The organism is Curtobacterium sp. MCBD17_021, from assembly GCF_003234525.1.
Lineage (GTDB): Bacteria > Actinomycetota > Actinomycetes > Actinomycetales > Microbacteriaceae > Curtobacterium.
In genome coordinates, this window is record NZ_QKTS01000006.1 from 1 (window position 1) to 18,070 (window position 18,070).

The following is an 18,070-nucleotide window of genomic DNA, read 5'->3' on the forward strand; positions in this document are numbered from 1 at the left end:
GAATTGCTCCACACCCGATCAGCCGAAACCGACCAGGCACGGGGTCAATAAAATTGGCATTGACAATGTGCACGCTGTTGAGTTCTCAAGGACCAGACGCACTCCCCACTCCACACCACCAGGATGCTTCGCCAGAGAGGCTGGTTCGTTGCCCGGGGAAGATCGGAGCCAGACTGCATCTCCCAGGTCGTTGACCCGGTCAGTGTCTCGGCCGTTCCGTTCTCCACCTCAGCGGCAACGAGTGATTACTCTACGCACGGGTGAACGGGAGCGCCAAGCCAGCTCGACGCCCGGGCGTGTCGCGCCTGCTCCCCTGCTGTTCCGGGCGGCGGAAGCCGTACGCGATCGCGGCCGCTGACCGTCCCTGGGAACGACAGAAGGCTCCCCACCGGGCACGGCCAGCCCGCCGCTGGCGCGTCGGTCTGGAACCGGCCGTCGTGGGCCCAGATGCGTACTCGCACCGCGCCTCCCGTCAGAGCCGTCGCTCACCTGACCGACGAGTCGGTCAGCCGTCAGTCGGCCGCTGCCAACTGCCCGCAGGCACCGTCGATCTCCTTGCCGCGGGTGTCGCGGAGGGTGGTCGGGATGCCGGCGGCGTTGAGTCGGCGGACGAACTCGTCCTGCACGTGCACCTCGGACGAGGTCCACACGGACCCGGGCGTCGGGTTGAGCGGGATCGGGTTGACGTGCACCCAGCCCTTGCCGCGCTTGTTGAGCTTCTCCGCCAACAGATCCGCACGCCAGGCGTGGTCGTTCATGTCCTTGATGAGCGCGTACTCGATCGAGACGCGGCGACCGGTCTTGACGTAGTAGTTGTGGGCGGCGTCGATCGCCTCGTCGACCTTCCACTTCGAGTTCACCGGGATGAGCTCGTCGCGGAGTTCGTCGTCCGGCGCGTGCAACGACAGCGCGAAGGTCACCGGGATGTCCTCGTCGGCGAGCTTCAGGATCGCGGGCACCAGGCCGACCGTCGAGATCGTGATGCCGCGGGCGCTCATGCCGAGGCCGTTCGGCTGGGGCGCGGTCATGATCCGCACCGCGTCCATCACGCGCTTGTAGTTCGCGAGCGGCTCCCCCATGCCCATGAAGACGATGTTCGTGACGCGCTCGGCATCGACCCGGTCCTTGCCGCCCTTGCGAGGATCGCCGCCGAGTTCCCCGGCAGCGATCGCCTCGTTCGCCCGGACGATCTGCTCGATGATCTCGGCCGTCGACATGTTGCGCGTCAGGCCTGCCTGGCCGGTCGCGCAGAACGGGCAGTTCATCCCGCAGCCGGCCTGGGACGAGACGCAGAGCGTGATGCGCCCCGGGTACCGCATGAGCACCGACTCCACGAGGGCGCCGTCGTGCAGCTTCCAGAGGAACTTGATCGTGTCGCCCTTGTCCGTCTCGAGACGACGGGTCTCGGTCAGCAGGGGCGGCAGCATCCCGGCGACGAGTTCGTCGCGCTGGGCCGCCGGCAGATCGGTCATCTTGGCCGGGTCGGACGTGTAGTGCGTGAAGTAGTGGGTGGCGAGCTGCTTGGCGCGGAACCCGGGCAGACCGAGTTCCTTGACCTTGGCTTCGCGCTCCTCGACCGTCAGGTCGGCCAGGTGCACGGGCGGCTTGCCCCGCTTCGGCGACGCGAACTGCAGCAGTGGTCGGCCGTCGGTCCCCGTGGCCTGCTGCCAGCCCTCGGTGCGCGGCCGCACCTGCGGGCGGACGGAGCGTGCTGCGCTCTGCTCCTCGAACGGGGTGCGGGTGTCGGTGGCCATCACTCCAGCTTACGGGAGGCCCGCAACCCTTCGCGAGTCAGCCCAGCGATCCTGCGTGGTCGGGCTGGTCAGACCGACTGCACGACGGTCCCGGCCTCCGTGAGCACACGCACGGGGAACACGTGGCCGGTCGGAGCCGTCGGCCTGCACGGCGACGACCCCGCTGCTCAGGAACCGGCAGGCAGGAGCCGGGCGAAGTGGTGCGGCATCGAGTACATCGGGACGATGTCCACGACCTCGCCCGGGTGCGGTGCCTGGAGCACGAGTCCCTGCCCGAGGTACAGGCCGACGTGGTCCTCGTCGTCGAAGACCACCAGGTCCCCAGGCGCCGCCTCGGACTCCGGGACGGTCTCCGCGGCGGCGTCCTGCGTGGGGACGTAGTGGGCGAGCTCGATCCCGACCGCCTGGTACGCCACCATCGTCAGGCCGGAGCAGTCGATGCCCGCGTGGTCCGCTCCGCCCTCGAGGTACGGGTCGCCGAGGTACTGCAGTGCCGTCTGCAGCACCGTGGCGCGGTCGCCGCCTGCCGAGAGCGCCGCGGACAGTGCCGACTGCGCCTGGGCCTCGGTCACGCCGAAGCGGAGGACCAGGGTCGGGTACGACACGACCGATGTCGTCGTCACGCCGTCGGACGACGTGATCGGGACCTCGACGTCGTGGGCGACGGTGTAGGTCTGCAGCTCGAGGGAGGTCGTCGTGGGCACCGCAGCCGGTGCGGCCGTGGCGGCCTCGGCCGGGATCGAGAGGGACAGGGTCGAGGTGACCGCCAGTGCCGGGGCGATCAGCAGTGCGGCGCGTCTGGCGGTGGCGGCACGTCGCACGTGCCGCGGGTCGGCCGCGCGCTCGGCGCGGAGCGCGGCGGTCCGGGAGACGAGCGTGCCGGTCACGGGGTCGGCGACCGGGCGGGCGGTCCGCGCCGGGGAGAGCGTCACGACGCGGGCCGGGCGCTCGTGCGCCACGTAGGTGCTGCGGGCGACGGATGGTCCGGCGGCGGCGCGGCGGCCGCGTGCCCGGGTCACGGGGGCGACGGGTGTGGGGACGGTGCCGGCGCCCGATCGACGGTCGTCGTCAGCGGGCAGTGCGTGGCGTCCCATGGTTCCTTCCGTGTCTGGACCGCCCGTCTCGGGCGGCGACCCGGAGAGACAACGTATTGGTCACGAACCTGACCACGGCTGGGGAACCTCGGCGAGTTCCTGCGGTCCGTCACAGACACGCGGCCTCCCGGTCGTCGGCGAGCGCGTCGAGCCGTGCGGCGAGCGCGAGCACGGACGGATCGGGTGCCGTGGCCGACGCGGCGGCGAGCGCTCCCGGCACCGGTGCGCCGGCGCGCACCGCGACCGGCAGGACACCCGCCCAGACACGGTGGTCCTCACCGTCGTCGGGTGCCTCACCGACGCCGGCGGCACGGACCTTGACGCTCGCCGTGTCGAGCGGGAGTTGCAGGACCTGGGTCTGGCGGACCTCCTTGGCGGTCATCTCGCGTACCTCGGCGCGCCGGTCGGGCATGAGGTGGTCCGCGACCTGGCGGAGGGCCTCGGCACGCTGCTCGGTCGGCACCACCGTCGCGCGGCCGACGACCATCGCGCTGCGGTAGTTCGCGGAGCTGTCGAAGGTCGAGCGGGCGAAGACGATGCCGTCCAGGTGGGTGACCGTGGCGGAGACGGGGACGCCCTCCGCGCCGGCGTCGAGGAAGAGCCCGCCGCCCGTCGACCCGTGCAACAGCAGGACCGGTCCGGCACCGAGGTCGCCGACGCCGTACAGGTACGGCAGGACGATCGGGAAGCCGTCACGGACGAGGGCGACGTGGGCGACGAAGCCCTCGGCGAGGACCTGGCGGAGCGCCTCCGGATCGGTCTGCTGGCGCTCGCGGAGACGGCGGACGGTGAGGGAGGGCAGTGCGTCGGGAGCGGACATGTCTCGACGCTAGGGTCGGGACTGGACCAGCACGTAGACCAGATCGGGGCGCTCCAGGTGGACCAGTCGAGCAAGGTGGCCGCCGTCGTCGCGCGGGTGCGGGCCCTGGTGCACGACGGGACCCTCGGCGCCGGTGACCCGCTGCCGTCGACGCGGTCCCTGGCCGCCGAGCTCGGGGTCGCGCGCGGCACGGTCGTGGCGGCCTACGAGCAGCTCGACGGCGAGGGGTACCTCCGGACGCGGCAGGGCGCGGCGGCCCGGGTCGTGGCCGGAGCGGGTGGTGCGCCCGGGGTGAGCCGCGGGCAGCGGGGGCCGGCGCCGGATGTCGCACCTGCCGAGGCGCCGGAGCGACTCGGCGTCGACTGCCGACCGGGGATCCCGGCCGTCGCCGCGATCAGCGACCGGGACTGGCGAGCGGCCTGGCGGGCCGCGGCCGACGCGCCGCTCCGCAACGCGCTGTCCGAGCCCGCGGGGCTGCCAGCCCTGCGCGAGCAGCTGGTCGTGCAGCTCGGTCTCGCGCGCGGGTTCTCCCCGTCGGTGTCGCAGGTCCTCGTCGCTGCCGGGACCTCGGAGGCGTTGTCCCTCGTCGCCGAGGCACTGGGCACCCTGCTCGGCCGCGCGCCCCGGATCGCCGTCGAGGACCCCGGGTACCGTTCCGGCCACCGCGCCCTGACGAGTGCCGGCGCGGACCTGGTGGCCGTCCCCGTCGGACCGGACGGCGTCGACCTCGCCGCCCTCGCCGCGGAGGACGTCGACGCGGTCGTCGTCTCCCCCACGCACCAGTACCCGCTCGGCTCCGTGATGCCGGTCGGGCACCGGCGAGCGCTGCTCGCGCACGCCTCGGCGGTCGGCATGGTCGTGGTCGAGGACGACTACGACTCCGAGTTCCGCCACCGGGGCAGTCCCGTCCCGGCCCTCGCCGCGCTCGACGCCGACGGCGTCGTGGTGCACCTCGGCGGCTTCTCGAAGACCCTCGACCCGCGGCTCCGGTGTGCCTACGTCGTCGTGCCCGCCGGTCCGGTCGGCGAGGCGGTCCGATCGGCCCGGACGGCCCGCGGTGCGGTCGTCGCCGAGCCGGTGCAGGTCGCGCTCGCGCACCTGCTCCGCACCGGGGCGTTCCGCCGCCACCTCGGTCGGGTGCGGCGGGACTACACGCACCGACGGGAACGGATCGCGGTCCGGCTCGCCGACACGGGCATCCCCGGCCTGGAGGCCCGTGCCCTCACCGGCGGTCTGCACGCGGTCCTGACGTGGCCGGGTACACCGACCGGCGCTGCCGTGGTCGCCCGCGCGGCGGCGGACGGTGTCCTGTTGGCCGACCTGGCCGACTACGAGCTCGAGCGGGGACGGTCGGGCAACGGGGCCGTGCTCGGGTACGGGGCCGTGACGCTGCCCGAACTCGACCGGGCGCTCGACGTCGTGCTCGCCGCGGTCCGGGCGGAGTCGTCCGCTCCGGGCTGAGGACGGTCTCGCCGGAGCCCGGCCGTGGTCGGCCGTGCTCCGGAGCTCATCGCGACGGGGTCAGCGCTGTCGGGCCCGGTCCGCCGGGGTGCGGTCGCTGCGCCAGACGTCCTCGAGCGACGGCACCGGCACGTCCGCCGGGACCGCCCACCCGCGGCGAGCGGCCTTGCGGGCGGAACGGTAGGTGGTCACGTGGAGCGGCTCCACGTCCTGGTTCGATTCGTACTTCGTCATGGCGTGCTCCCTGTTCACGGCGCCCGCGCTCCGGTGCCGTCCTCCCCGGGACGATCATGGACCGCGGGACACGAGACGAACTCTCTTCTGCTCGGACGGTACGCGGCACCGGGCCGGGGTGCGCCGCCCGGCCCGAGGGCCCGCGCCATCCGGACGAGGGCATGCAAGGGAGTGCGCGACAGCCGCCCGGTCAGGACCGGGGTCAGCTGTCGGGCAGCGCTTCCTTCGGGAGCTTCCGCAGCTTCGTGCGTCGACGACGGCGGTCCGGGATCATCGAACGCATCTCCTCGAGCTTGCCGAAGCACAGCAGCCGGTCACCGGGCTCGAGCACCACGCCACTGCGGGGGTTCGGGATGACCGACGTCCCGCGGTGCAGCGTGAGGACCGTGATGTCGCGGTCCCACAGCCCGGAGTCCTTGATCGTCTTGCCGACCAGGTCCGCGTTCGTGTGCACGAGCAGCTCGGCGACGCCGTACCCCGTCGAGACGCTGAGGCGCTGCCGCACGTCGATCTCGGGGAACGCGACCTGGTTCGCGATGAAGTCGATGATCGCACCGGCGACGTCGAGGCCGGTGGCACGCTCGATGCCCTCCAGGCCCGGGGAGGAGTTGACCTCCATCACGAGCGGTCCCTCGTTGCCCTCGAGCATGTCGACGCCGGCGACCCGGAGCCCCATGATCTGGGCGGAGCGGACGGCGGCCTCCTCGTACTCCGGTGTCAGCGTGACCTGCTCGACGGTGCCGCCGCGGTGCACGTTCGAGCGGAACTCGTCGCCGGACGCGGACCGGCGCATCGCCGCGACCACCCGGTCCCCCACCACGAGTGCGCGGATGTCCTTGCCGCGGCTCTCCGAGATGAAGCTCTGGATGAGCACGTTCTGCTTCGTCGAGTGGAGGGTCTCGACGATGGACTCGGCGACCTTCGCCTCGGGCGCCAGGATCACCCCGATCCCCTGCGTGCCCTCGAGCAGCTTGATGACGACCGGGGCGCCACCGACCCGCTCGATCGCGCCGCGGACGTCCGCCCGGCTGTTGACGAACGTCGTCGCCGGCATGCCGATGTCGTGTCGAGACAGGATCTGGTTCGCACGGAGCTTGTCGCGCGAGTTCGTGATGCCGTTCGCCGTGTTCGGCGTGTAGACGTCCATCTGCTCGAACTGTCGGACGACCGCGGTGCCGTAGTACGTGATGGAGTTGCCGATGCGCGGCAGGACGGCGTCGTAGTCGGACAGCAGCTTGCCGCGGTACTGCAGGTCCGGCTGCTCACCGGTGAGGTCGATCGCGAACCGGAGGGTGTTCAGCACCTTGACGGTGTGACCGCGTTCGGCGGCAGCGGTGCGGAGACGCTGCGTCGAGTACGCGTGCGGAGCGCGCGACAGGATGGCGAGTTTCATCACTGCCAAGATAGGGGCATGGCCGACCCCGCGAAGCGCCCCGACGGCGGGAAGTCCGCGTCCCGTGTGCCGATCGTCGCCGGGTGGCGGGAGTGGGCGGCGCTGCCGGACATCGGCATCCCCTGGATCAAGGTCAAGCTCGACACCGGTGCCCGGAGTTCGGCGCTGCACGCCTTCGACGTCGAGGAGCTCCCCGGCGGCCGTGTCCGGTTCTCGGTGCACCCGTGGCAGGACTCCGACGTCGACCCGCAGACGGTCGAGTGCGCGATCCACGACCGCCGCGTGATCCGCAGCTCGAGCGGTCACACGCAGGAGCGGATCGTGGTGCTGATGTCGATCGAGCTCGCCGGGCGCACGGTCCTGGCCGAGGTCACGCTGAGCAACCGCGACCAGATGGGCTTCCGGATGCTCGTCGGGCGCGAGGCGCTGCGGCAGGGGTTCGTCGTCGACCCGGCCCGCTCGTTCATGGCGGGGCGTGCCCCCAAGGCCGTACGTCGGCGGAACCGCGGCCGGAGCTGAACGGGCCCTGAACTCCTGGGAACCCCATCACCGCTGGGAACAGCCGTCTCCCCGGCAGGCCACACTCGGGCGTGAACCCGAGTCCGTGACCAGAACGCAGAGAGGACGACGCCATGACCGACGTCTCCAGCCAGCCACCCGCCGAGGGTGACGACCGCCGGGTGCTCACCAACCGGCAGGGCCACCCCGTCTACGACAACCAGAACCAGCGCACGGTCGGGGCCCGCGGCCCGGCGACGCTCGAGAACTACCAGTTCCTCGAGAAGATCAGCCACTTCGACCGCGAGCGGATCCCGGAGCGGGTCGTGCACGCCCGCGGCGCGGTCGCCTTCGGGTACTTCGAGGCCACCGGCACCTGGGGTGACGAGCCGATCGCGCAGTACACCCGCGCGAAGCTCTTCCAGGAGGCCGGCAAGCGTACCGACGTCGCCATCCGGTTCTCGACCGTGATCGGCGGGCGCGACTCGTCAGAAGCCGCTCGTGACCCCCGCGGCTTCGCGGTGAAGTTCTACACCGAGGACGGCAACTGGGACCTCGTCGGCAACAACCTCGGTGTCTTCTTCATCCGCGACGCCATCAAGTTCCCGGACGTCATCCACTCCCTCAAGCCGGACCCCGTCACGTTCCGTCAGGAGCCGGCGCGCATCTTCGACTTCATGTCGCAGACGCCCGAGGCGATGCACATGCTCGTCAACCTGTTCAGCCCGCGCGGCATCCCCGCGAACTACCGGACGCAGCAGGGCTTCGGCGTGAACACCTACAAGTGGGTGAACGGCGACGGCGACACCAAGCTCGTCAAGTACCACTGGATCCCGTCGGTCGGCGTCAGCTCGATGACCGAGGCCGACGCCGCGGTGGTGCAGGGCACCGACCTCGGCCACGCGTCGAAGGACCTGTACGAGGCCATCGAACGGGGCGAGTACCCGGAGTGGGAGCTCCGCGTGCAGCTCATGGACGACCACGACCACCCGGAGCTCGACTTCGACCCGCTCGACGACACCAAGGTGTGGCCCGAGAACGAGTTCCCGCCGAAGGTCGTGGGCAAGATGGTGCTCGACCGGAACGTCACGAATCACTTCGCCGAGAACGAGCAGCTCTCGTTCGGCACCGGCGTGCTGGTCGACGGCCTCGACTTCTCCGACGACAAGATGCTCGTCGGCCGCACGTTCTCGTACTCCGACACGCAGCGGTACCGCGTCGGCCCGAACTACCTGCAGCTGCCGGTGAACGCGCCGAAGAACGGGAACGTCGCCACGAACCAGCGCGACGGGCAGATGGCGTACCACCAGGACCACGGTGGCGAGAACCCGCACGTCAACTACGAGCCCTCGATCACCGGCGGGCTGCGCGAGGCCGAGTACCCGACGCACGACGACCAGGGTCCGGAGATCGTCGGCCGACTCACCCGCAAGCGCATCCCGCGGACGAACGACTACACGCAGGCCGGTCAGCGGTACCTGCTGCTCGAGGACTGGGAGCGCGACGACCTGGTCGCCAACTTCGTCGACCTCATCTCGCAGGCGGCCCGACCGGTGCAGGAGCGCATGCTCTGGCACTTCTACATGGTCGAGGACGACCTCGGCCGCCGCGTCGGCGAGGGCCTCGGCATCACGCTGGACGAGGTGAAGGACCTGCCGCCGCTGCAGTCCCAGACCCTCGACGAGGCCGAGCTCGCGCGCCTGGCGAACCTCGGGCACAACGGCTCGCGCGACGTGGAGGGCCTCATGATGACGCACTGCGTGCCCGACGAGCGCGCCGTGCGCGTCTGAGACGCGACCTGCCGCAGACGGGAGGCCCGGTGCCAGCTGGCACCGGGCCTCCCGTCTGCACGACCAGGCCGGCCCCGTCCGGCAGGATGGACGCATGCCACACGCACCATCAGAGGGCATCGACGAGTTGCTCGCAGCATCACGCGGACTGCTGGGAGTCGTCGCCCGGTCACTCGCACCCGCACTCGAGCACGTCACCGTCCCGCAGTTCCGCCTCATCGTCCTCGTGACGACCCTCGGTCCCACCCGATCGGGCGACCTCGCCGAGCGCCTCGCGGTCGGCGCGTCGACGCTCACACGGATCGTCGACCGTCTCGTCGAGGACGGGTGGGTCGAGCGGCTGCCGAGCACCGAGAGCCGCCGCGAGGTCCTCGTCGGGGCGACCGGCCAGGGGCGCGCCCTGGTCGCGGACGTGATGGAGCGGCGCCGGGTCGAGATCGTCGGGCTCCTCGACGCGATCCCGGAGGCCGAGCGGGCGAGCGTCGTCGCAGGGGCGGCCGCGCTCCGGCGGGCGATGCACGAGCCGCTGGTGGAGGAGATCTCCGCGTTCGGTGGCTGACGCCCCCTGTGGTCCCGGTTCCGGCCGGGCGCGTCGATGGTCGGCGGCGTAGCGTGCGTCCATGAGTACCGCTCAGGGACGACGGTCTTCGCAACAGCAGCAACGCGCCGAGCAGCTGGCCGAGGTGTCGCCGCGCTTCCGCGAACAACTCGACGATCGACGACATGACCGCGTGGCGGCGGACTGGGCCGGAGGGCTGCCCGCCCAGTACGGCACGGCTCCGCGACTCCGGCTCGGGCGAGACCGGTGGCTCAACCTGCTCTGGCTCGTACCGCTCGCGGCTGCGGCGCTGGTCATCGCGGTCTCGGTGGCACGCGGGATCGTCGACCTGCCCGCCGTCCGCGACTTCATGCGCACGTACCCCGGCGAATCGAGGCTGCCTGCCGGGACCCCGGAGGGGTTCCCCGCGTGGCTGCAGTGGCAGCACTGGTTGAACGCCCTGTTCATGTTCCCGATCATGCGAGCAGGGTTGAGCATCCTCGCGGACCATCCGCGCCTGTACTGGACACGGCACTCCACCCCTGGCCGCGAGTGGCTGCGCTTCCAGCGGCCCGTGCCGGACGACCCCACCTACACGGCCAAGGGTGACTCGATCACGTTGCCGGACCAGATCGGCCTCCCGGGGCGACGCCACTCGATCGGGCTCGCGCGGTGGTGGCACTTCGGCGTCGACGTGCTGTGGCTGCTCAACGGCATCGTCTTCGTCGTGCTGCTCGCGGTGACCGGCCAGTGGGCCCGGATCGTCCCGACCAGTTGGGACGTGTTCCCCAACGCGCTCACCACGGCGATCCGGTACCTCTCGCTCTCCTGGCCGGTGGAGGACGGGTGGGTCAACTACAATGCACTGCAACTGCTCTCGTACTTCGTCACCGTCTTCATCGCGGCTCCGCTCGCGCTGGTGACCGGCCTGGGGATGTCGCCGGCCCTGTCGACCCGGTTCCCGCGGATCAGCCGCGTGTTCAGCCCCCAGTTCGCCCGGTCGCTGCACTTCCTCGTGCTCTGCTGGTACGTGGCCTTCGTCATCGCCCACGTCAGCCTGGTGCTCATGACGGGGGCCCTCCGGAACCTGAACCACATGTACGCGGGCAACGACACCCAGGAGTGGACCGGGTTCTGGGTCTTCCTCGCCAGCACCGTCGTGCTGGCCGCCGTATGGGTCGGAGGCTCGCCCTTCACGTACCGGTTCCCCAGAGCTGTCCGGCGGTTCGGGCTGGTGCTGTTCGGGCCGGTCCAACGGTGGTTCGAACACGTCGACGCGAAGCCGGGCCGGTACACCGAGGACGACATCTCGCCGTTCTTCTGGCCGAACGGCCGCACGCCAGACAGCGAGCAGTACCGCGCCCTGCAGGCCGACGGCTTCCGGGACTACCGGCTCGCCGTCGGCGGTCTCGTCGACGAACCCGCATCGCTCTCCCTCGACGACCTGCACCGGTTGGGGCACCGCGAACAGATCACGCAGCACTTCTGCATCCAGGGCTGGTCGGGTGTGGCCAAGTGGGGCGGCGTCCCGATGTCGGCGATCCTCGACCTGGTCCGACCGGACCCGAAGGCGCGGTGGGTGGTGTTCTACTCCTTCGCCGAGGGCGCGGACGGCGGCCTGTACTACGACGCGCAGGACATCGACCAGATGCGCTCGGACCTCGTCATGCTCGCGTACGACATGAACGGGGAACCGTTGAACTTCGCGCACGGGGCGCCTCTCCGCCTGCGGAACGAGCTGCAGCTCGGCTTCAAGATGGTGAAGTGGTTGCAGGGCATCGAGTTCGTCGAGCGGTTCGAGGACGTCGGCAGCGGCCTCGGCGGGTACAACAACGACCACGAATTCTTCGGCTACCGGCAGCCGATCTGACCGCCGATGCGACCACCCTCCGTCCCGACCAACGCTGCGGCAGCCGTCATGGCGACCGGCATCGTCGGGACGTCGTGCGCGGTGGCGGGACTGCGTGCGGTCGGCGTGGTCGCGTTCGCCCTGGCGGTGCTGCTCCTCGTCGGCGTGGTCCTCCTCCTCGCACTGCGCAGCGTGACGGCGCCGGCGTGGTTCACCGGCACCTTCACGGATCCGGGAGCCGCCTTCGGTTGGTGGACCCTGGTGGCGGCTCTCGGTGTCTGCGGGACCCTCGGTGCCACGCTGGGGATCGGCACCGCGCCCGTCGTGGCACTCGTCCTCGGCGGACCGCTCTGGCTCCTCCTGACCTACGGCCTCCTCCCCTGGCTGCTCCTGCACACCCGGGCCCGCCCGCTCACCGACCACGCCGACGGCGCCTGGTTCCTCTGGGTGGTGGGGACCGAGTCGCTCGCCATCACGTTCGCGACGCTCGGCGCCCCGGCCGCGGCACTCGCGCTCTGGGGCGTCGGTCTCGTGCTCTACCTGCTGCTCGCGGCCGTCGTGCTCGTGCGGATGGTGGCGTCCCGCGGCGGTCCGGTGGTCGTTGCTCCGACCGCGTGGGTAGTCTCCGGGGCGACGGCGATCACCACCCTCGCGGGAGCCCGCTTGCTCGAGCACGGTCCGGCGACGGCAGCCCCCTTCATCGGCGGCGCGTCGTTCGTGCTCTGGGCGTGGGGGACGTGGTGCCTGCCGTTCCTGGTCGGGATCGGCATCCGGCAGGTCGTCGTCCTCGGCGAACCGGTCCGCTACTCCACCGCGCTGTGGAGCATCGTCTTCCCCCTGGGCATGTACTCCACGGCGTCCACCGTGTTCGGACGGGTCGCAGACGTCGACCTCCTCGTCACCGCGGGCGACTTGGTGCGCTGGGTCGCCGTCGTCGCTTGGTTCCTCGTCGCGACCATCGCTGTCGTCACCGCGGCGAGCGCTGTGCTCCGTGGTCGCGGGCCGAGCCCCGTCGGCGCGGACGCGGACTGACGGCGACACGGGCTCGGCAGGCGGCCCGCTTCGTACGGGCCGTTCGGCATGCTCCCTACCGCTCGGTGCCACCCCGGTGGGAGCGGCTCCGCCGACGGGCAGCGAAGAGCAGTGCGCCGCCGAGCAGCGACGCTGCAGCGATGAGGAGCGACGGCGCCGGGTCGTGACCGGTGAAGGCGAGCTGCCCGGGACCGGTCCCTGACGCGCCGGACTGGTCGAGCCTGCCTGGGCCGCCGGCGTCCGCTCCGGGTGCCGGCACCGGGAACAGCCCCGAGGCAGGGCCACCGCCCGCACCCGGGATCCCGTTGCCGGGCTCACCACCGCCGTTGCCCCCGCCCGGGGGCGGCGGGGTCACCGCCGTGTTGACGACGGTGCAGACGACCTGATCCCCGTCCTGCACGGACACGACGTCGTCGGTCACCTCGGCTCCGGAGCACGTCCAGTCGCCGGCGGTGTACCCGTCCGGGCCACCCGACTCTGCCAGCAGGTAGTCGCCCGTACCGACCGGCTGCCCCGTGACGGCGGCACTCCCACTCGGCCCGCTGATCGACGTCGGCCCCGTGGCGGTCAACGTCCAGTCGGCGGGTACTGCGTCACCGCCGACGACCTGCTTGACGAGCGTCAGCGTGCCGTCACCACCGCCCCCGGGCGGAGGTACCACCGCCGTGTTGACGATGGTGCAGACCACTCGGTCCCCGTCCTGCACGGACACGACGTCGTCGGACACCTCGGCTCCGGAGCACGTCCAGTCGCCGGCGGTGTAGCCGTCCGGACCGTCCGACTCCGACAGGGTGTAGTCGCCCGCCGGGACGGTCTGGTCCGTGACGGCTGCGCTCCCGCTCGGTCCGCTGATCGTCGTCGCCCCCGTCGCCGTCAACGTCCAGTCCGACGGTGCGGCGTCGCCGCCGGCGACCTGCTTGGTGAGCGTCAGGGTCCCGGTGACGGCGTCGGTGCTCGCGCAGGACACCGTGGTCGCGAACGGGAAGCCGTGGATCTCGAGCGGCACCGGCCTCGGGGCTGCCGGGACCCCGTGGACGAAGGACGCGGCGATGACGTTGCCCTCGATGTTCTGCGTGACGTCCCACCGCACGTTCGCCCGGGGAGCGTAGATCGTCCCCTCCAGGGCGTCGGCTCCGGTCACGTGCACGTCGGTGGCCTCCGGGAAGTTCCAGAGGACGTACGGGGCGTTGTTGCTGGTGAGGTTCGCGAGGTTCGGGATCGTGCCGTCGAAGGTCCCACCGGTCACGTTGACGACGAGCGGCGAGTCCGGCGACGGAAGCCCCCGGAAGGTGAGGAGGCTCAGTGCGTCGAGGTCACTGGCCGGGAGGGTGAGGACCGTCGTCGAACCGCTCCGGAGTTCGACCTCGGCCGCGGTGCCGGGGGCGACGGGGGACGTCACCGGCCTCCCGGCTGCGTCCGTCAGCGCGGTCGTGGCCGGGCACGTGCCGATGTCGGCGGACAACGAGCGGTACCGCGCGAAGGACTCGTCGAAGTCGAGCACGGACGGGTCTGCCGTGCGGGAGACGTCGGTGGCGGGTTGGCGGGTCGTGCCCTCGATGCGTGGGACCGTCTCCGCCGTCGTGTCCTCTGGTGCGATGCGGTAGTCGATCGCGGCGCCGTTCTGGTCACGGTCGAACGCGTCGTACGTGCTCGTGTCACCGATGTGCGTCAGACCCTGTCCGAGGACCCGGAGGATCGCGCCGGTCCCGGTCGGGAACGTGATCCCGCCGCCCACGTACAGGGACGTGGGCCGGGTCTCCCCGGGCAGGGTGAGGGTGTCGGGCGGGACCGGTCCGGCGGCGATGTTGTAGCTGGTGTCGAAGGCGAGGTCCCCGCCGGCAGCGAGCGTCCCCTCCGTTTCGTCGGCGGCGAGTCGGACGTCACCCTGCACGAAGACGAGGAACCCCTGGTTGGCCGGGTGCCCGCTGACCGGGACGGTCACCGGGTTGACCGGCGCCACACCGGGGGCGGCTTGTGCCGGGGTCGTCCCCGCCGCAGTCAGCCCAGCTGCGGCGAGCAGCACAGCGGCGAACAGTCGCGGGGACCTCCCGGATGCCCGGTCTGTCCGCGGGTGCTCGGTCACCCGCCCGTCGAGGCGGCCGTACGGTGCCCCGTCCTGCGTCTGTTGCCCGTCGTGGCGTGCTCGCCGCCCGTCCATCCACATGGTGTCCCGCTCCCCGTCGATGCCGTCCGGACCCCGTTCCGGGCTCCGCTCGTCGGTCGCTCACCACCGCGGTCGGACGAGGTCAGCACCGACCTCGACCGGCCGCACCCCAGGTGAGGGTCCCTCCGGTATTGCAGAAGGTAGACGGTGCAGCGGGAGATGTCCGGGCTCCGCCAGCCGGAGTCGCCCGCCGTCACGGAGGAATGACCGACGGCCGCCCGCGCTTGTGGCGTCCATGACCACCACCTCCACCCGCCGCGGCTGGCTGAGCGTCCTGTCGGTCGCCCTCGGCTCGTTCGTCCTCGTGCTCTCGGAGTTCCTGCCGATCGGCCTGCTGCCGTCCATCGCGCGCGACCTGCACGTCGACATCGGGACCGCCGGGCTGATGGTGGTGTTCACGGGTCTCACCGGCGCCGTGGCCGCTCCCGTCGTGACGGTCGCCACCTCGCGCCTCGACCGCCGGACGGTGCTGCTCGCCCTGACCGTCCTGCTGGTCGTGGCGGACGCCCTCGCAGCGATCGCGCCCACCTTCGGTGTGCTCCTCGTCGCCCGGATGCTCCTCGGTGTCGGCATCGGCGGCTTCTGGGCCATCGGCGCGGGCATCGCCGGGAGGCTCGTGGCACCGTCCGCGGTGATCCGTGCGACCTCCTTCATCACCGCGGGGGTCTCCGTCGCCACGGTGGTGAGCCTGCCGCTCGGCGCCTTCGTGTCATCGCTGGCCAGCTGGCGGCTCGCGTTCGTGATCGGTGGCGCGCTGGGGCTGGTGGCGCTGGTGCTCCAGGTGATGATGCTGCCGAGCATCCCGTCGTCGCAGCGGGTCCGGTTCTCGACACTCGCGGGCCTGCTCCGGGTCCAGCGTGCCCGCGTCGGCCTCATCGCGGCCGCGTTCCTCTTCGTCGCGCAGTTCGCTGCCTACACCTACGTCGCCCCGTACCTGGAGGAGCTCGTCCGGGTCGGTCCGGACACCGTCACCCTGGCGCTGCTCGTGTTCGGGATCGCTGGCATCGCCGGGAACTTCGTCGCCGGCTTCACGCTGAGCCGGAACGTCATCGGCACCATCGGTGTCGCGAAGATCGTGCTCGCCGCGGCCGTGGTCCTGCTGCCCTTCGCCGCACACTCGGTCGTCGGGGTGTTCGCGCTGCTCCTGGTCTGGGGATTCGTCTGGGGTGCGCTGCCACTCGGGACGCAGACGTGGATGTCGACCGCCTCGCCGGCGGGCGCGGAGAGCGGGCTGGCGTTGTTCGTCACGACGATCCAGCTCGCGATCGCCGCGGGGTCGGTGCTCGGCGGCGCGGCGGTGACCTCGTTCGGCCTCTCGGCGGACTTCTGGTTCTCCGGAGCGGTCGCCGTGGTGGGCGCGGTCGTGCTGCTGACCCTGGGCCTGCGCCGGTCGAGCGCGGTCCCGCAGGCCGAGGCGCCGACGCACCCCACGCCGGTCGTGGCACCAGCGGACTGACGGGTCAGCCGACGGGAGCGCCGCCGTCATCGGACACGGCGAGCCGTCGCAGTCCGTGCCGACGGATCATGAACACGACCGTCACCGCGAGGAGCACCAGCGGCACCACCAGGACCAACGGCACGTGGTCGTACGGCCTGCCGGACACCGCAGCCGCCAGCAGGAGCAACGGTCCGTTCGACAGGTACGCCCCGGCGAGCGCCGTCACGACCCAGCCGCCGACGACCAGGCGGGTGAGCCGCTGGTCCCGGGCCGCCAGCTCGTTCGACGCGTAGCGCGGTCCGGGGCGGCGCAACGCTCGTCGGGCGAGGACCAGTACGAACGCCAGGACCACGCCGAAGAGCACGAACGCGGCGACGAAGCCGCCAGGGCCGAAGCTCCAGCCGAGCGCGAGGGCGAGACCGCCGCCGACCGAGAGCGGGATGCACACCAGGATGATCCCGGCGTGCACGAACCGGCGTGCCGGGGCCCGCACCAGCAGCCCGAAGGCCGTCAGGACCGTCGCGATCGGCACCCCGGTGAAGACGAGCCCGAGGACCAGTTCGCCAGCGGCCTCCGGAAGCCGCAGGACGCTCGAGAACGCCATGCTGAGGAGCGCGGCGACGACCACGATGTCGGCCGCGAGGACGACGAGCGCGAACACCTGCTCACCGCGGCCGGACGACGTCGGCTGCTCCCCCGGTCCGGCCGGTGCCGCCGATGCGTCCGCGTCCCGTGCCGGTTCCGTCATGCGCTCCCCCTGGTCGATCGTTCCCCTCCGATCAGTCTGCATCCGCGCGCCCTGCTTGTCCGGGAGGCCCGCCCCAGCTCCGCCTGTCCGCCGCTTGACATGCCCGGCAACCGTGCATATGGTCGTGGAATCGATTCCATGGAATCGATTCCACGACTGACTCGCCCAACGGAGTGCTCAACGATGAACGCCGTCACCATCAAGGACGTCGCCGCTCGCGCCGGCGTCTCGGCAGCGACGGCATCGCGTGTCCTCTCGGGCAACGCCGCGACGAGCGAAGACTCGCGTCGGGCCGTCGAGCAGGCCGCGAAGGACCTCGACTTCCGCCCGAACCTGCAGGCCCGCGCGCTGCGCTCGACCCGGTCGGACACGATCGGTCTGCTCGTCTCGGACGTCCGCAACCCGTTCTTCGCCGACCTCGCCCACACGATCGAGCAGGCCGCGCTGGCCGAGGGCTACGTCACACTGCTCGGCAACGCGAACGAGCGGGCCGACCAGCAGAACCGGTACCTCGACACGCTCATCGCCCGCCGGGTCGACGGCGTGATCGTCGCACCGCAGGGCAACGACACCGGGACCGTCCAGCAGCTCGTCGACCGCGAGATCCCCACGGTGTTCGTCGACCGCGTGATCCCGGGCATCGACGTCCCGAGCGTCACCACCGACAGCAGCACCGGCATCCGGCAGACCGTCGAACACCTCGCCGCACTCGGGCACACCCGCATCGGGTACATCGCAGGCCCGCAGAGCGTCTCCACCGGCCGTGAGCGCTTCACGGCGTACCAGGACGCGATCACCGCCGCGGGCCTCAGCGAGGACCCCGACCTCGTCGTGTTCGGTGACTTCCAGGCAGCGTCCGGCTCGACCGGCGTCACGACCCTGCTCTGCCTCGACGACCCGCCCACGGCGATCTTCGCCGCCGACAGCCTGATGGCCGTCGGCGCGATCGCGATCCTCAACCGGCTCGGTCTCCGTGTCGGCGAGGACATCGCCCTGGTCGCCTTCGACGACATCGAGTGGTTCTCGCTCCTCGAGCCCGCCCTCTCCGTCGTCGCACACAGCGTCGAGGACATGGGCCGTGTGGCGGTCGACCTGCTCCGCGACGTCATCGACGGCGGCACCCCGCAGTCCGTGCGCCTGCCGAGCGAGCTCATCGTCCGCGCCTCCTCGGCCACCCCCATCCGTCCCCGTCGACCGGCCGCACCGTCGCGCCCCACCGACCAGCAGCACGCCGACCAGCAGCACCCGGAGCACTGA

The 18,070-nt window shown here is 71.5% G+C and carries 15 protein-coding genes; 8 read left to right on the plus strand and 7 right to left on the minus strand.

Going from position 1 to position 18,070, the window contains the following annotated elements:
• Window positions 1-512: 512 nt before the first annotated feature.
• The 3 genes from rlmN to DEI83_RS15690 form a co-directional block, all read right to left on the minus strand.
• Window positions 513-1,754, minus strand: coding sequence for a 23S rRNA (adenine(2503)-C(2))-methyltransferase RlmN (gene rlmN, locus DEI83_RS07100; RefSeq protein ID WP_111081097.1), 1,242 nt, complete (start codon window positions 1,752-1,754; stop codon window positions 513-515).
• A 167-nt stretch (window positions 1,755-1,921) separates the two neighbouring features.
• Window positions 1,922-2,848 carry a C40 family peptidase gene (locus DEI83_RS07105; RefSeq protein WP_111081098.1) on the minus strand — a complete coding sequence of 309 codons (927 nt, stop codon included), beginning with the start codon at window positions 2,846-2,848 and terminating at the stop codon, window positions 1,922-1,924.
• A gap of 109 nt (window positions 2,849-2,957) precedes the next feature.
• Complete coding sequence (locus DEI83_RS15690) at window positions 2,958-3,668, minus strand: pyridoxamine 5'-phosphate oxidase family protein (protein ID WP_146243264.1); 711 nt, start codon at window positions 3,666-3,668, stop codon at window positions 2,958-2,960.
• Window positions 3,669-3,725: 57 nt separating this feature from the next.
• Here DEI83_RS15690 and DEI83_RS07110 point away from each other — a divergent pair, with 57 nt between their 5' ends.
• Window positions 3,726-5,129, plus strand: coding sequence for a PLP-dependent aminotransferase family protein (locus DEI83_RS07110; protein WP_181431117.1), 1,404 nt, complete (start codon window positions 3,726-3,728; stop codon window positions 5,127-5,129).
• A gap of 60 nt (window positions 5,130-5,189) precedes the next feature.
• On the opposite strand, the gene DEI83_RS15890 is transcribed toward DEI83_RS07110, so the two are convergent.
• Together DEI83_RS15890 and rimK are read right to left on the minus strand one after the other, a co-directional pair.
• A complete protein-coding gene (locus tag DEI83_RS15890; protein ID WP_181431118.1) occupies window positions 5,190-5,363 on the minus strand; it encodes a hypothetical protein in 174 nt (57 codons plus the stop codon).
• Window positions 5,364-5,565: 202 nt separating this feature from the next.
• The gene (rimK, locus tag DEI83_RS07115; RefSeq protein ID WP_111081100.1) at window positions 5,566-6,756 is read right to left on the minus strand and encodes a 30S ribosomal protein S6--L-glutamate ligase; all 1,191 of its coding nucleotides are present in this window, start codon (window positions 6,754-6,756) and stop codon (window positions 5,566-5,568) included.
• A gap of 18 nt (window positions 6,757-6,774) precedes the next feature.
• On the opposite strand from rimK, the gene DEI83_RS07120 reads away from it, so the two are divergent.
• The 5 genes from DEI83_RS07120 to DEI83_RS07140 all read left to right on the plus strand — a co-directional run bounded on the left by DEI83_RS07120 (window position 6,775) and on the right by DEI83_RS07140 (window position 12,463).
• Window positions 6,775-7,275, plus strand: coding sequence for a RimK/LysX family protein (locus DEI83_RS07120; RefSeq protein ID WP_111081101.1), 501 nt, complete (start codon window positions 6,775-6,777; stop codon window positions 7,273-7,275).
• Between the two features lie 113 nt (window positions 7,276-7,388).
• The gene (locus tag DEI83_RS07125; RefSeq protein WP_111081102.1) at window positions 7,389-9,044 is read left to right on the plus strand and encodes a catalase; all 1,656 of its coding nucleotides are present in this window, start codon (window positions 7,389-7,391) and stop codon (window positions 9,042-9,044) included.
• A gap of 94 nt (window positions 9,045-9,138) precedes the next feature.
• Window positions 9,139-9,603, plus strand: a complete 465-nt coding sequence (locus DEI83_RS07130) for a MarR family winged helix-turn-helix transcriptional regulator (protein ID WP_111081103.1) — start codon at window positions 9,139-9,141, stop codon at window positions 9,601-9,603.
• Window positions 9,604-9,664: 61 nt separating this feature from the next.
• Window positions 9,665-11,452 carry a molybdopterin-dependent oxidoreductase gene (locus tag DEI83_RS07135; RefSeq protein WP_111081104.1) on the plus strand — a complete coding sequence of 596 codons (1,788 nt, stop codon included), beginning with the start codon at window positions 9,665-9,667 and terminating at the stop codon, window positions 11,450-11,452.
• A gap of 6 nt (window positions 11,453-11,458) precedes the next feature.
• Window positions 11,459-12,463 (plus strand): hypothetical protein, encoded by a 1,005-nt coding sequence (locus tag DEI83_RS07140; protein ID WP_111081105.1) that lies wholly within the window; start codon window positions 11,459-11,461, stop codon window positions 12,461-12,463.
• A gap of 55 nt (window positions 12,464-12,518) precedes the next feature.
• On the opposite strand, the gene DEI83_RS07145 is transcribed toward DEI83_RS07140, so the two are convergent.
• The gene (locus DEI83_RS07145) at window positions 12,519-14,405 is read right to left on the minus strand and encodes a collagen-binding domain-containing protein (protein ID WP_181431120.1); all 1,887 of its coding nucleotides are present in this window, start codon (window positions 14,403-14,405) and stop codon (window positions 12,519-12,521) included.
• Between the two features lie 457 nt (window positions 14,406-14,862).
• Between DEI83_RS07145 and DEI83_RS07150 the strand changes: the two genes are divergently transcribed.
• A complete protein-coding gene (locus DEI83_RS07150; protein ID WP_111081294.1) occupies window positions 14,863-16,083 on the plus strand; it encodes an MFS transporter in 1,221 nt (406 codons plus the stop codon).
• A 4-nt stretch (window positions 16,084-16,087) separates the two neighbouring features.
• Here the strand turns inward: DEI83_RS07150 and DEI83_RS07155 are convergent, their stop codons facing one another.
• A complete protein-coding gene (locus DEI83_RS07155; protein ID WP_111081107.1) occupies window positions 16,088-16,813 on the minus strand; it encodes a hypothetical protein in 726 nt (241 codons plus the stop codon).
• Between the two features lie 183 nt (window positions 16,814-16,996).
• On the opposite strand from DEI83_RS07155, the gene DEI83_RS07160 reads away from it, so the two are divergent.
• Complete coding sequence (locus tag DEI83_RS07160; RefSeq protein WP_111081108.1) at window positions 16,997-18,070, plus strand: LacI family DNA-binding transcriptional regulator; 1,074 nt, start codon at window positions 16,997-16,999, stop codon at window positions 18,068-18,070.